Source organism: Streptomyces laculatispora, from assembly GCF_017353455.1.
Classification (GTDB): Bacteria; Actinomycetota; Actinomycetes; order Streptomycetales; family Streptomycetaceae; genus Streptomyces; species Streptomyces laculatispora.
The window spans coordinates 1-13,971 of sequence record NZ_JAFMPZ010000639.1; the positions used below are offsets into that span (position 1 = coordinate 1).

Annotated in this window: 13 protein-coding genes and 1 pseudogene; 9 read left to right on the forward strand and 5 right to left on the reverse strand. The window is 71.4% G+C overall.

Annotated features, from left to right (window positions below; all coding sequences use genetic code 11):
- Nucleotides 1–69: 69 nt before the first annotated feature.
- The 3 genes from mmpB to J1C73_RS33255 form a co-directional block, all read right to left on the reverse strand.
- The gene (gene mmpB, locus J1C73_RS35585) at nucleotides 70–198 is read right to left on the reverse strand and encodes a morphogenic membrane protein MmpB (RefSeq protein WP_260146782.1); all 129 of its coding nucleotides are present in this window, start codon (nucleotides 196–198) and stop codon (nucleotides 70–72) included.
- 141 nt (nucleotides 199–339) lie between these two features.
- Nucleotides 340–546, reverse strand: a complete 207-nt coding sequence (locus J1C73_RS33250; RefSeq protein ID WP_207319618.1) for an acyl-CoA carboxylase epsilon subunit — start codon at nucleotides 544–546, stop codon at nucleotides 340–342.
- Nucleotides 547–560: 14 nt separating this feature from the next.
- Nucleotides 561–2,144: an acyl-CoA carboxylase subunit beta gene (locus J1C73_RS33255; protein WP_207319619.1), complete on the reverse strand. Its 1,584-nt coding sequence runs from the start codon at nucleotides 2,142–2,144 to the stop codon at nucleotides 561–563.
- A 133-nt stretch (nucleotides 2,145–2,277) separates the two neighbouring features.
- On the opposite strand from J1C73_RS33255, the gene J1C73_RS33260 reads away from it, so the two are divergent.
- The 5 genes from J1C73_RS33260 (at nucleotide 2,278) to hutH (ending at nucleotide 8,345) form a co-directional block, all read left to right on the forward strand.
- Nucleotides 2,278–3,141, forward strand: coding sequence for a biotin--[acetyl-CoA-carboxylase] ligase (locus J1C73_RS33260; protein WP_207319620.1), 864 nt, complete (start codon nucleotides 2,278–2,280; stop codon nucleotides 3,139–3,141).
- Nucleotides 3,142–3,262: 121 nt separating this feature from the next.
- On the forward strand, nucleotides 3,263–4,447 hold the full coding sequence (locus tag J1C73_RS33265; protein WP_123461257.1) for an adenylate/guanylate cyclase domain-containing protein: 1,185 nt from the start codon (nucleotides 3,263–3,265) through the stop codon (nucleotides 4,445–4,447).
- Between the two features lie 171 nt (nucleotides 4,448–4,618).
- Nucleotides 4,619–5,431 (forward strand): enoyl-CoA hydratase/isomerase family protein, encoded by an 813-nt coding sequence (locus J1C73_RS33270; RefSeq protein WP_207319621.1) that lies wholly within the window; start codon nucleotides 4,619–4,621, stop codon nucleotides 5,429–5,431.
- 96 nt (nucleotides 5,432–5,527) lie between these two features.
- Nucleotides 5,528–6,715 (forward strand): GGDEF domain-containing protein, encoded by a 1,188-nt coding sequence (locus tag J1C73_RS33275; protein ID WP_207319622.1) that lies wholly within the window; start codon nucleotides 5,528–5,530, stop codon nucleotides 6,713–6,715.
- 79 nt (nucleotides 6,716–6,794) lie between these two features.
- Complete coding sequence (hutH, locus tag J1C73_RS33280) at nucleotides 6,795–8,345, forward strand: histidine ammonia-lyase (protein ID WP_207319623.1); 1,551 nt, start codon at nucleotides 6,795–6,797, stop codon at nucleotides 8,343–8,345.
- Between the two features lie 70 nt (nucleotides 8,346–8,415).
- Here hutH and J1C73_RS33285 read toward each other — a convergent pair whose 3' ends face one another.
- The gene (locus J1C73_RS33285; RefSeq protein WP_207319624.1) at nucleotides 8,416–8,706 is read right to left on the reverse strand and encodes a hypothetical protein; all 291 of its coding nucleotides are present in this window, start codon (nucleotides 8,704–8,706) and stop codon (nucleotides 8,416–8,418) included.
- A 146-nt stretch (nucleotides 8,707–8,852) separates the two neighbouring features.
- Between J1C73_RS33285 and J1C73_RS33290 the strand changes: the two genes are divergently transcribed.
- The 4 genes and pseudogenes from J1C73_RS33290 (at nucleotide 8,853) to J1C73_RS33305 (ending at nucleotide 13,332) form a co-directional block, all read left to right on the forward strand.
- Nucleotides 8,853–9,236: a hypothetical protein gene (locus J1C73_RS33290; protein WP_207319625.1), complete on the forward strand. Its 384-nt coding sequence runs from the start codon at nucleotides 8,853–8,855 to the stop codon at nucleotides 9,234–9,236.
- Between the two features lie 287 nt (nucleotides 9,237–9,523).
- On the forward strand, nucleotides 9,524–10,780 hold the full coding sequence (locus J1C73_RS33295) for a L,D-transpeptidase (protein ID WP_207319626.1): 1,257 nt from the start codon (nucleotides 9,524–9,526) through the stop codon (nucleotides 10,778–10,780).
- A gap of 177 nt (nucleotides 10,781–10,957) precedes the next feature.
- Nucleotides 10,958–12,419 (forward strand): annotated as a pseudogene (locus J1C73_RS33300) (ABC transporter permease).
- A 229-nt stretch (nucleotides 12,420–12,648) separates the two neighbouring features.
- Nucleotides 12,649–13,332, forward strand: a complete 684-nt coding sequence (locus tag J1C73_RS33305) for an ABC transporter ATP-binding protein (protein ID WP_207319627.1) — start codon at nucleotides 12,649–12,651, stop codon at nucleotides 13,330–13,332.
- A 107-nt stretch (nucleotides 13,333–13,439) separates the two neighbouring features.
- On the opposite strand, the gene J1C73_RS33310 is transcribed toward J1C73_RS33305, so the two are convergent.
- The gene (locus tag J1C73_RS33310) at nucleotides 13,440–13,913 is read right to left on the reverse strand and encodes an RDD family protein (protein WP_207319628.1); all 474 of its coding nucleotides are present in this window, start codon (nucleotides 13,911–13,913) and stop codon (nucleotides 13,440–13,442) included.
- Nucleotides 13,914–13,971: the final 58 nt, after the last annotated feature.

Here is a 13,971-nt window from a genome sequence, read left to right on the forward strand (position 1 = left end):
GGATCAGTCATGCGCGCCATCGTACAAATCAGCCGGTGCGGGCGGCCCGGCGCAGCAGGGCCCGCACGGTCAGCGGGTGCCGAGCACGAACATGGCGACGACCATGGCCAGCGCGAGCACCAGTCCCACGCGCCGCATCATCTCCTGGGCGTCGCGCAGTTCCTTCGGCGGCTTGTTCTCGGGGTCCGACCACAGCATGCCTCCGATCCTGCTGCGCGGACCGCGCAGGCGCCTGAGTACGGGTACTCAGCCATCCCGCGCGGATGGACCGGATCCTTCCGGTACGCACCGGAGGCCCGGACCCCGCAAGGGTTCCGGGCCTCCGGTGACGGCGGGTGACTACCCGGGCCAGTACGTACGTGCCCAGGCGCGCGGCCCCGGCAGATGACGGCCGCGCCGGGCGACCCGGCCCGGGTCGGACCACTGACCGGGCAGCTCCGGCGTACCGGACGACACGGCGGCCACCGCGGCGGCGCGTGCCTGGACGACCGCGAGCGCGGCCGCCAGCTCTTCCGGGGTCGGGTTGCCCCGTACGACCTTGATCATGGCCGGAGCCCTTTCTAGAGAGGGATGTTGCCGTGCTTCTTCGGGGGCAACGACTCCCGTTTGGTCCGCAGCTGCCGGAGCCCCTTGACCACATGGGCCCGGGTCTCGGACGGCATGATCACCGCGTCCACGTAGCCGCGCTCGGCCGCCACGTACGGGTTGAGCAGCGCGTCCTCGTAGTCCGCGATCAGCCCGGCGCGGGTGGCGTCCTGATCCTCCGCGGCGGCGATCGTGCGGCGGTGCAGGATGTTGACGGCCCCCTGGGCGCCCATGACGGCGATCTGGGCGGTCGGCCAGGCGAGGTTGATGTCGGCGCCCAGGTGCTTGGAGCCCATGACGTCGTACGCGCCGCCGAACGCCTTGCGGGTGATCACCGTGATCAGCGGGACCGTCGCCTCCGCGTACGCGTAGATCAGCTTGGCGCCGCGGCGGATGATGCCGCCGTACTCCTGGTCGACGCCGGGCAGGAACCCGGGCACGTCCACGAAGGTCAGCACGGGCACGTTGAAGGCGTCGCAGGTGCGCACGAAGCGCGCGGCCTTCTCGCTCGCGTTGATGTCCAGGCAGCCCGCGAACTGCATCGGCTGGTTGGCGACGATGCCGACCGGATAGCCCTCGACCCGGCCGAAACCGGTGAGGATGTTCGGCGCGAAGAGCGCCTGGGTCTCCAGGAATTCGCCGTCGTCCAGCACATGCTCGATCGCGGTGTGCATGTCGTACGGCTGGTTCGCCGAGTCGGGGATGAGCGTGTCCAGCTCGCGGTCCTCGTCGCTGGTCGCCAGGTCCGCCTCCTCCGGGAAGGCCGGGGCCTCGGAGAGGTTGTTCGACGGGAGGTAGGAGAGCAGCGACTTGACGTACTCGATGGCGTCCTTCTCGTCGCCCGCCATGTGGTGCGCCACACCGGAGGTGGTGTTGTGGGTGCGGGCGCCGCCGAGTTCCTCGAAGCCGACGTCCTCGCCGGTGACCGTCTTGATGACGTCGGGGCCGGTGATGAACATGTGCGAGGTCTGGTCGACCATGACCGTGAAGTCGGTGATCGCGGGGGAGTAGACAGCGCCGCCCGCGCACGGTCCGACGATCAGCGAGATCTGCGGGACGACACCCGACGCGTGCACATTGCGCCGGAAGATCTCCGCGAAGAGGCCCAGCGCCGCCACACCCTCCTGGATGCGGGCGCCGCCGCCGTCGTTGATGCCGATGACCGGACAGCCGGTCTTCAGCGCGAAGTCCATCACCTTGACGATCTTCTCACCGTAGACCTCGCCGAGCGAGCCGCCGAAGATGGTGAAGTCCTGCGAGTACACGCAGACGGGGCGGCCGTCGACCATGCCGTACCCGGTGACGACACCGTCTCCGTACGGGCGGTTCTTCTCGATCCCGAAGTTCGTCGAGCGATGCCGGGCGAATTCGTCGAGCTCCACGAAGGAGCCCTCGTCGAGCAGCAGACCGACGCGCTCGCGCGCCGTCAACTTGCCCTTCGCGTGCTGCTTTTCCACGGCGCGCGCGGAACCGGCGTGGGTCGCCTCTTCGGTACGGCGCTGCAGGTCCGCGAGCTTGCCCGCGGTGGTGTGGATGTCGGTCTCTTCCGGCTCGGACATCGGGTTGCGGCTCCCTGCCTGGTCACGGGGACGGCTGTGCTGCTGATCAGCGGATGAACAGCTACTGCCCCGTAGCGTATCGGCGCGGATACGGTTCGGCAGTGCGTCGTTTGACACATCTAGGGTGGCTTGCATGACACCCTCGGATGCGTCTCACAACCGTTGGTCGGACCTGGACCGGCCGCCCCTGAACGTTCCCGCGCTGCGGCGCGGGCTGCTCCGCCCGGACGGGCTGTGGAGCACCCTCGACGTCGTGGACACCACCGGGTCCACCAACTCCGATCTCGCGGGGCGTGCGGCCGGGCTCACCGAGGGCGCCGTCCTGGTCGCCGAGGAGCAGACCGCCGGACGGGGGCGCCTCGACCGGACCTGGACCGCCCCGGCCCGCTCGGGCCTGTTCCTCTCCGTCTACCTGACGCCCGGCGCTGTACCGGTTCAGCGCTGGGGCTGGCTGCCGCTGCTCACCGGGGTCGCGGTGGCGGCCGGTCTGGCGAAGTCGGCGGGCGTCGACACGGCCCTGAAGTGGCCCAACGACATCCTGGTCACCATCGAGGGAGAGGAGCGCAAGACGGGCGGCATCCTGGCCGAACGCGCCGGGGACGGTGTCGTCATCGGCATCGGCCTCAACGTCTCCCTGCGCGCGGACGAGCTGCCCGCCCCCACGGCCGCCTCGCTCGCCCTGGCCGGAGCGGTCTCCACGGACCGCGAGACGCTGCTGAGGGGCGTGCTGCGCTCGCTGGAGCACTGGTACGGGAAGTGGCGGGCGGCGGACGGCGACGCGGCCGCGAGCGGCCTGCAGGAGGCGTACGTGGCCGGCTGCGCGACGCTCGGGCGGTCGGTGCGGGCCCAGCTGCCGGGCGACCGCACGCTCACGGGGGAGGCCGTGGCGATCGACGGGGACGGGCGGCTGGTCCTGTCGACCGGCGACGGTCTCCAGGAGCCGGTGTCGGCGGGCGACATCGTGCACCTGCGGGGCGCCGGGGGCGGTCTGACCTGAGCGGCGCGCCCCGCATCCGGGTGACCTGGGGACGTGAGGTAGGGCACACCTGCCGTATCGTTGAGGCGATCCACCGACAGATCGGCAGGGCAGTGCGCAGGGAACGGGCAGGAGGCGGCTGGTGACCGTCGACGACACGACCTCCGGCGATGGCGTGGAGCCCCCGTCGGACCCATCGGTCCACGCGACACCGCATCACGAAGTCGACCACACGGCCGAGCCGACCGACGACCCCCTCGCGATCAGGCTGGAAGCGTTGATCCTGGGCGCCGACCGGCGCTACACCCCGTTCCAGGCCGCCCGGACCGCGGGCGTCTCCATGGACCTGGCGTCCCGGTTCTGGCGGGCCATGGGTTTCGCCGACATCGGCCAGGCCAAGGCGCTGACCGAGGCGGACGTGCTGGCGCTGCGCCGGCTGTCCGGTCTGGTCGAGGCCGGGCTGCTCAGCGAGCCGATGGCGATCCAGGTCGCCCGGTCGACCGGGCAGACCACCGCCCGGCTGGCGGAGTGGCAGATCGATTCGTTCCTGGAGGGCCTGACCGAGCCGCCCGAGCCCGGAATGACCCGTACCGAGGTCACGTACCCGCTGGTCGAGCTGCTCCTGCCGGAGCTGGAGGAGTTCCTGGTCTACGTGTGGCGGCGCCAGCTCGCCGCCGCCACCGGCCGGGTCGTGCAGGCCGCGGACGACGACGAGATGGTCGACCGGCGCCTGGCCGTCGGCTTCGCCGACCTCGTCGGGTTCACCCGGCTCACCCGCCGCCTGGAGGAGGAGGAGCTCGGCGAACTCGTCGAGTCCTTCGAGACCACCTGCGCCGACCTGGTCGCCGCACACGGCGGCCGGCTCATCAAGACCCTCGGTGACGAGGTCCTCTACGCCGCCGACGACGCGGGCACCGCGGCCGAGATCGCGCTGCGCCTCATCGAGGCGATGGCCCTGGACGAGTCGATGCCGGCGCTGCGCGTGGGCATCGCGTTCGGCACGGTCACCACCCGGATGGGCGATGTGTTCGGCACCACGGTGAACCTCGCCAGCCGGCTCACCTCGATAGCGCCGAAGGACGCCGTCCTGGTGGACGGGGCGTTCGCCGAGGAGCTGACCCGTACCGGCGACGCCCCCGCCTCCGAGGCCCAGGCCGCCGAGGAGGCCGCGGCGGCCGCCGAGCGCGCCGAGAAGGAGGGTGCGGACGGCGAGGAGCCGAGGTCCGTGCCCAGGTACCGCTACGGGCTGCAGCCGATGTGGCAGCGTCCGGTGCGCGGCCTCGGTGTCGTCGAACCGTGGCTGCTGGCCCGTCGCGGCCAGTCCTGACCCAGGGCCTCCCGGGTGGATCATGCCGGGCTCGCGGGGTCCGGGCACGGCACCGGACCCCGCTCCCCGGTGCGGGCTGATCCCACCCGAAAGACCCTCGCCCCCTCCGGCTCGCGGGGCTGCGCTCTAGGATCCCTGCGGTAACGCTCGTTAACCGACAGGGGTGCAGCCATGACCGTCACGTCCGAGCAGCGGTTCGGGGAATTCGTCGTCGTACGGGGCCACGAGGGCCTGGAGCACGTCGCCGAGCTGGTCCTGGACCGGCCGAAGGCCATGAACGCGGTGTCCACGGACATGGCCCGTTCGATCGGCGCCGCCTGCGCCGCGCTCGCCGCCGACCCGGACGTACGGGTCACCGTCCTCACCTCCAGCCATGAACGGGCCTTCTGCGTGGGGGCGGACCTCAAGGAGCGGAACTCCTTCACCGACGCCGACCTGGTGCATCAGCGGCCTACCGCACGCGCCGCCTACACCGGTGTCCTCGAACTGCCCATGCCGACGATCGCCGCGGTGCACGGCTTCGCGCTCGGCGGCGGTTTCGAGCTGGCCCTGTCCTGCGATCTGATCGTCGCCGACCGGACCGCTCTGGTGGGCCTGCCCGAGGTGTCGGTCGGGGTCATCCCGGGCGGCGGCGGCACCCAGCTGCTGCCGCGCCGGATCGGGGCGGCCCGCGCCGCCGAGCTGATCTTCACCGCCCGCCGGGTGGAGGCGGCCGAGGCCCGGGAGCTGGGTCTGGTCGACGAGCTGGTGGCCGAGGGCGAGGACCGGTCCGAGGCGCTGGCCCTCGCCGGCCGGATCGCGGGCAACTCCCCGGTGGGGCTGCGGGCGGCCAAGCGGGCGCTGCGGCTGGGGCACGGGCTCGATCTGCGGGCCGGCCTGGAGGTGGAGGACTCCGCGTGGCGGTCGGTGGCCTTCTCCGGCGACCGCGGGGAGGGCGTCGCCGCGTTCAACGAGAAGCGGAAGCCGAACTGGCCCGGGGAATGAAGCAGTCGTGACAGCAGGTAATTGAATGCCGACACAGCGCGCATGATCATGGTTGCGAACTGATCAAATCACCACAAATCTACATAAGCTGTAGCGATGGGTGGTGATGATGCGCGGCTCCGGGCCGTGGTTTCGCTTGCGCAGGCGATGGCGGCGGCACACACCCCGCGGGGGTGCTGGCGGGCGGCCGCGCTGGGGGCGTGCGAGGCGCTGGGCGGCGACTTTGCCGCGCTGTCGGTCTGGGAGCGCGGGCGCGGGCGGCTGCGGGTCCTGGTGAACGCGGGCGAGCGGGCCGAGGGGGAGGAGGAGTTCCCCGACGAGGAGACGTACCCGGTGCACCAGTTCCCGGAGATCACCGAGTTCCTCCACGAACGGTGGGCCGGGGGCGGTGAACCGGACGCCTGGGTGGAGACCGCCGAGGGGCCGGTGGAGCAGGAGCCCGCGGACGGTGGGCGGGAGGCCGGGGTGGCGGGTGCGCACGGGTACGGGCACGGCTACTGCCATCAGCGGGTGGCGGCGCTGCGCCGGCGCGGGCGCGGCTGCTGTGTGGTGGCGCCGATCGTGCTGCACGGGCGGGCCTGGGGTGAGCTCTACGTGGCGCGTCCGGTGGGGGAGCCGGTGTTCGGGCGCGCGGACGCGGACTTCGCCACCGTGCTGGCCGCCGTCGTGGCCGCCGGGATCTCCCAGACGGAGCGGCTGGAGGAGGTGCGCAAGCTCGCCTTCACCGACCCCCTGACCGGCCTCGCCAACCGGCGGGCCGTCGACATGCGGCTGGACGAGGCGGTGGAGCGGCACCGGGTGGACGGTTCGGTGGTCAGTCTGGTCGTCTGCGATCTCAACGGGCTGAAGTGGGTCAACGACACCCATGGCCATGCGGTCGGTGACCGTCTGCTGGAACGTTTCGGCTCGGTGCTGTCCCGGTGCGGCGCCATGCTGCCCGGTGCGCTGTCGGCCCGGCTCGGCGGGGACGAGTTCTGCCTGCTGGCCTTGGGCCCCGGTGCGGACGAGGTGGTCGCGGTGGCCACCGAGCTGTGCGGGCGGGCGGCCGAGCTGGAGTTCGGCAACGGGGTCGCCTGCGGGATCGCCTCCACCGGTGACCCGATCGGCCCGGTGGTCTCCGCGCGGCGGCTGTTCCGGCTCGCGGACGCGGCCCAGTACCGGGCGAAGGCGGCCCGTTCGCTGAAGCCCGTGGTGGCGGGGCGCGACGGCGAGGTGATCCGGCTGGCCGACTCCCCGCCCAAATCCGCCCACGACCGTCGCCGGCTGCGCGGAAACAGTCCCTGAACCGCGCGGTCCGATCGGTAAGGGGTCAACCCGGCCACCACTAGTGACATGAAGAGATTCAGTCCGTACGCTTCTGAATATGGATATGCATACAGTCGTGGTGGGGACGTCCGGTACCACTGCTCAGGACGTCATCGCCGTGGCCCGCGGCAACGCCCGTGTCGAGCTCTCCGCAGCCGCGGTGGGCGCTCTCGCCGCGGCCCGTGAGGTCATCGACGCGCTCGCCGCCAAGCCCGAGCCGGTCTACGGCGTCTCCACCGGATTCGGGGCACTGGCCAGCCGCCACATCAGCCCGGAGCTCCGCGCGCAGCTCCAGCGCAACATCGTCCGCTCGCACGCCGCCGGCATGGGCCCGCAGGTCGAGCGCGAGGTCGTCAGGGCGCTGATGTTCCTCCGGCTGAAGACGGTGGCCTCGGGTCACACGGGCGTGCGGCCCGAGATCGCGCAGACCATGGCCGACGTCCTGAACGCCGGGATCACACCCGTCGTTCACGAGTACGGTTCGCTCGGCTGCTCCGGCGATCTGGCGCCGCTCTCGCACTGCGCGCTGACCCTGATGGGCGAGGGTGACGCGGAGGGCCCCGACGGCACCGTGCGCCCCGCGGGCGAGCTCCTCGCCGCCCACGGCATCACCCCGGTCGAGCTGCGCGAGAAGGAGGGCCTCGCCCTCCTCAACGGCACCGACGGGATGCTCGGCATGCTCGTGATGGCCATCGCCGACCTCCAGAACCTCTACACCTCGGCGGACATCACCGCGGCCCTCTCCCTGGAGGCCCTGCTCGGCACGGACAAGGTCCTCGCCCCCGAGCTGCACGCCATCCGCCCGCACCCGGGTCAGGGTGCCAGCGCCGACAACATGCTGCGGGTGCTCGCCGGATCGGGCCTCACCGGCCACCATCAGGACGACGCCCCCCGAGTCCAGGACGCCTACTCCGTGCGGTGCGCCCCGCAGGTCAACGGCGCCGGGCGCGACACCCTCGCCCACGCCCGGCTCGTCGCCGACCGCGAACTGGCCGCCGCCGTGGACAACCCGGTGGTGCTGTCCGACGGCAGGGTCGAGTCCAACGGCAACTTCCACGGCGCCCCGGTCGCGTACGTCCTGGACTTCCTGGCGATCGTCGCGGCCGACCTCGGCTCGATCACCGAGCGCCGGACCGACCGGCTGCTGGACAAGAACCGTTCGCACGGGCTGCCGCCGTTCCTGGCGGACGACGCCGGCGTCGACTCCGGCCTGATGATCGCCCAGTACACCCAGGCCGCCCTGGTCAGCGAGATGAAGCGGCTCGCCGTCCCGGCCTCGGCGGACTCGATCCCGTCCTCCGCGATGCAGGAGGACCACGTCTCGATGGGCTGGTCGGCCGCGCGCAAGCTCCGTACCGCCGTGGAGAACCTCGCCCGGATCGTCGCCGTCGAGCTGTACGCGGCGACCCGCGCGATCGAGCTCCGCGCCGCGCAGGGGCTGACCCCGGCGCCCGCCTCACTGGCGGCCGTCGAGGCGCTGCGCGCGGCGGGCGTGGAGGGGCCGGGCCCGGACCGCTTCCTGTCGCCGGACCTGGCCGCCGCGGACGCCTTCGTGCGCGCGGGGAAGCTGGTCGCGGCGGTGGAACCGGTGACGGGACAGCTCGCCTAGCACCGCTCGTTCCAGTGACGTACGCGGAGGCGGCCGCCGGGTGGACCCGGTGGCCGCCTCCGCGTGACGGTCAATGCGCCGGCAGCGGGCCGACGCGGCGGGCGGAGTAGGTGACGAAGCCCGCGCCCATGCCCAGGAACGCCATGCCCCCGATCAGGTACGGGGTCGTGTCGATCCCGGTCCCGGTGTCGGCGAGCGTGGTGCCGTCCGTGCGGGTGGCGTCGACGGCGGACGTCCGGCCCGGTGCGCCCGGAGCGGCGCCCGTGTCACCGGTCGCGTTGGCCGTCGGGACGAACCAGAGGGCGCACAGCAGCGTTCCCGCAGCGGTGGCGGTCAGGAGCGGGCGGCGGGTGATGGCCACAGAATCGATCCCCCTTGTGACAGCCGTGAGTTAGGCCTGCGGCCGATGCTAGTGAAAGCAGCGGGTCGCAGGAAAGCCGCAGCGGCCGGGAGCTTACGCTCCGGCACATGAGCACTTCTGAGACATCACGTTATGTTCGGCTTCACGTGGAAATGGTGTTGGAGATCACGGACGCCGACGCCCTGAGCGGGACCGCTCTGGAGAGCCTCGCGGCCGAGTACGGCGAGCCCGGCGGCGATTCCGCCGAGGAGCGCACGCATGCCGAGACCGCGGTCCGGGAAGACGGTGCGGAGGCCCTCGCCTCGCTGATCGACCCGTTCGACCTGGTCAGTGAGGTGCCCGGGGTCGAGCTGACCCAGGCCTCCTGGAGCAGCGAGAGCATCGCCTACGACCCGCAGGACCCGGACGGATGGGACCTCGACGACGGCGATGACGAAGAGGACGGGGACGACGGCGACGAAGACGGCGCCGGCGTCCCGCACAATGGGGAGGAGAACAACGACGACGGCAGCACGGAGCGGCGGGCGTAGCAGGTGGAGATCACCGGCCCCGGCCCCGCTTCCGGCGGGCCGGGGCCGGTGTGCGTGACAGCCGGTGCACCGGGTCGTGAAGCCGTTGCACAACCGGGCCGGACACCGGCGGCACCTACGGGGTGGACCACGGGAACCACCGCTGATATCACCGCGTCGATGAGTGGTGTTCCCCACATCTCCCGCAGATGTGGAACGGGCAACCCTTTCAGGGTGTTCTTGGAGCATTGACGGGGTATCGCCGGTCGACGGCCTTGCTCGGGGTTTTCTGGGGGATTTCGGCAACGATGGAGAAGTGTGTGAAGACGGACAGCAAGCGGCGCAAGGGCCTCATGGCCGCGTCCGCACTGCTCGGCGGCGTGCTGGTGCTTACGGCCTGCAGCGACGGCGGCGGTTCCAGCCCCGACAGCTCGCAGAAGTCACAGGCGGCGGTCGACAAGGCGGCGGCCGAGGAGTCCTCGGAGGCGCAGATAGCGATCTCGCCGAAGAACGGCGCGACCAACGCCGGGATCAACAACGACGCGAAGGTCTCCGTCGCCAAGGGCAAGCTGACGGTCGTCACGATGACCACGGCGGCCGGTGCGAGCGTCAAGGGCACCCTCGCCGCCGACGGCACCACCTGGAAGCCGGACGCCCAGCTGGAGCGCTCGACCACGTACAAGATCAACGCCACGGCGAAGGACTCGAAGGGCCGCGAGGCGCACGAGAACTCCTCCTTCACCACCGTGTCGCCCGCCAACAGCTTCATCGGGAACTTCACCCCCGAGGACGGTTCCACCGTCGGCGTCGGCATGCCCGTCTCGATCAACTTCAACAAGGCGATCACGGACAAGAAGGCCGTCCTGGACGGCATCAAGGTCACGTCCAGCAGCGGCCAGCAGGTCGCCGGCCACTGGTTCAACTCGCAGCGTCTGGACCTGCGCCCCGAGAACTACTGGCAGGGCGGTTCCACCGTCACGCTGAAGCTGGCGCTGGACGGCGTGGAGGGCGCGGACGGCGTCTACGGCGTGCAGCAGAAGACGGTCACCTTCAAGGTCGGCCGCAACCAGGTCTCGACCGTGGACGCCAAGACGCACACGATGACCGTCGCCCGGGACGGGAAGACGGTCAAGACCATCCCGATCTCCGCCGGTTCCTCGGAGAACCCGACGTACAACGGCCAGATGGTGATCTCCGAGAAGTTCAAGGAGACCCGGATGGACGGCTCGACGGTCGGCTTCACCGACGGTGACGGCAAGGGCGAGTACGACATCAAGGACGTGCCGCACGCCATGCGGCTGTCCACGTCGGGCACCTTCATCCACGGCAACTACTGGGGCGCCAAGTCGATCTTCGGCAGCGCCAACACCAGCCACGGCTGTGTCGGTCTCTCCGACACGAAGGGCGCCGGCGACGCCGCCCAGCCCGGCGCCTGGTTCTACGACAACTCCATGATCGGTGACGTGGTCATCATCAAGAACTCCCCGGACAAGACCATCCAGCCCGACAACGGACTCAACGGCTGGAACATGAGCTGGGCCCAGTGGCAGGCCCCCGCGGCCTGACCGGACGTCCTCCTCGCCCCGGGCAGGACCCCGAACGGCCCCAAGTCCCTTACCGCAGGCGGCGGCACCGGATCCCCACGGATCCCGGTGCCGCCGCCTGCGGCGTTCCGTGGCGTTCTCATCCGGATCTCATGGTGGCCTCAACCCGCCATCACAACCGGTTCATAACCTCGCGCCATGTTCTTCACCTACCTCCGGCGCGAGCTGCGCCGCCGCAGAAAGGCGGCGCTCGTCGTCGCCTCGGGGCTCGGCCTCGGCATTGCGCTGGTCATCATCGTCAGCTCGGTCTCCTCGGGCATGAGCAAGGCCCAGGACAAGGTCCTGGAATCGCTGTACGGCCTCGGCACCGACATGACCGTCACCAAGGCGGCCGCGGCCCCGGGTTCCGGCACGGAGCGGCCCAAGTTCGAGTTCGACGCCAAGGAGAGCGGCGACGACTCGACCCAGAGCACGGACCGGGTCATGGTCCAGGGCTTCCAGACGCTGGCCTCCACCACCGTGGACAAGGTGGGCAAGCAGGACGGCGTCGCCGACGCCGTCGGCGGACTGAGCATGACCGTCATGAAGGTGGACGGCCAGTTCAAGCGCGGTGAGTTCAAGCAGGAGGGCGGTACGTCCCAGGGCGGCCGCGGCGGCCCCGGAGGCAGTGCCCAGCCGCAGGGCGAGGTCAAGGGGGGGCGGCGCCTCCTTCGACGTCAACTCCTACACGGTCTACGGCACCGACGTCACCAAGCAGGACCTGGGCCCGCTGACCTCGTCGAAGATCACCGCGGGGCGGACGTTCAAGACGACCGAGACCAACGGCAAGGTGGCCGTCGTCGACGCCGCGTACGCCAAGGAGAAGAAGCTCATCGTCGGCAGGACGGTGACGGTCCACGGCACCAAGTTCACGATCGTCGGCGTCTCGGCGGCCGACAGCGGCGACGCGGCCGCCAACCTCTACGTCCCGCTCCAGCAGGCGCAGACCCTGGCCGACGCGAAGAACAAGGTCACCACGGTCTATGTGAAGGCCGCGGACTCGCAGCAGATCGACAGCGTCAAGTCCACGATCCAGAAGAACATCCCGGGTACCACCGTCACCACCTCCGCCGATCTCGCGGACACCGTTTCCGGCTCCCTGTCCACCGCGTCCGACCTGGCCTCCAGCGTCGGCAAGTGGCTCTCCGTCGCCGTACTGATCGCCGCCTTCCTGGTGGCCGGGCTGCTCACCTCCTCCGCGGTCAGCCGCCGGGTACGGGAGTTCGGCACGCTCAAGGCACTCGGCTGGAAGAGCGGCCGGGTCACCCGCCAGGTCGTCGGCGAGGCCCTGGTCAACGGGCTGATGGGCGGCGCCCTCGGCATCGCGGTCGGCCTGGCCGGCGCGTACGTCGTCACCACGGTCAGCCCCACCCTGACCGCGCAGCTCGGCTCCGCGGGCGGCTCCTCGGGCGGCGGGATGCGCGGCGGCATGATGGGCGGCGGCCCCGGCCGGCAGAGCGCCTCCAAGGCCCTCGACATCGCGCTGACCGCGCCCGTGTCCCTCTCGATCATCCTGATCGCCGTCGGCCTGGCCGTGGCGGGCGGGCTCATCGCGGGCGCCTTCGGCGGCTGGCGCGCCTCCCGGCTGCGCCCCGCGGACGCCCTGCGGCGCGTCGAGTGACCCGTCGCGGGAGACCCGTCGCCCGGGTGTCCCGGCCCTCGCCCCCGTCCCAGTGATCCGGGACCGGTTCAGCCGGGACCGGTTCAGCCGGGACCGGTTCAGCCGGGACCGGTTCAGCCGGGACCCGTTCACCCGGGACCCGTTCACCCGGCACCCGTTCACCCGGCACCCGTTCACCCGGCACCCGTTCACCCGGGACCCGCGATCACCGTCCAGCAGGAGTTGACCCATGTACACGCTTCAAGGCGTCACCAAGCGCTACACGCGCGGCAAGTCCACCGTCCACGCACTCGCCGGCGTCGATCTGTCCATCGAGGACGGCGGCCGCCTGGTCATCCAGGGCCCCACCGGCGGCGGCAAGTCCACGCTGCTCCAGATGCTCGGCGGCCTGGACCGCCCCACGGCCGGCAGCGTCGAACTCGACGGTGTCGACCTCGCGAAGCTCAGCGAGGCCAAGCTCACCAAGGTGCGCGCGGAGAACATCGGCTTCGTCTTCCAGAGCTTCAACCTCATCCCGACGCTCACCGCCCAGGAGAACGTCGAGACGGCCCTGGTACCCCTCGGCGGCAAGGCGTCGGAGCGGCGCAGACGGGCGGCCGAGGCGCTCGACTCGGTCGGTCTCGGCGAGCGGCTCGGACATCTCCCCGGCGAGATGTCCGGCGGCCAGCAGCAGCGGGTGGCGATAGCCAGGGCCCTGGTCAAGCAGCCCAAGGTGCTGCTTGCCGACGAACCCACCGGCAACCTCGACGAGTCCATGCGCGACGAGATCATGGAGGTGCTGGAGACCATGTGGAAGGAGCACGGGCTCACCTTCATCATGGTCACCCACGACAGCGCGATCGCCCGCCGCGCCCCGCGGCTGGCGACCATCCGCAAGGGCAAGGTCACCATCACGGAGAACGCGGCGGCCTGAACGGCCCTCCCAAGCAAGGCCGTTACCGCCACCGCCACGGCTGCCGCCGTCCGCGGACCCGCACCGGGGTTCGCGGGCGGCGGTGCGGGTTCACCCCCTCCGCGGCCTCAGGCGGCCCGTCCGGCGGCGGCCCGGCGGTGCGCCGAGAGATCGCTCCGGCGGACCTGGCGCACCCCGGCCGGATCGGCGAACGGCTCGGCGTACGGATCACCCTCCTCGCAGCAGCGCGGAGCGGGGCCGGGGCTGTCGCCGGTACGGGCGAGGTGGGCGCGCAGCCCGTACCAGGGCTGGAGCGGCAGCCAGCACAGCCCGTGCAGCCAGCGCCGCACCAGCTGCCCCGGCCCCGGGCGTCCACCGTCCGGCAGGCTCACCACCCGTATGCCCATGATCAGCTTGCCGGCGCCCGCGCCGACGAGCGCGGTGAGCACCACCTGGTTGAGGAAGGAGATGGCGAGCACCGGTCCGAGCAGCAGCGCGACGCCCTTCGGGAAGGGCGTCGCGTCCACGTGCGGCCGGGCCAGTAACCCGGCGGTGACCAGGCAGAGATAGCAGTCGAGCCCCACGGCGAGATAGCGGCGCATCTCCCCGGCCCGGGGCGGCGTGCGATGCCCGGCCCGCCCTGTCCGGCCGGGTATGTGC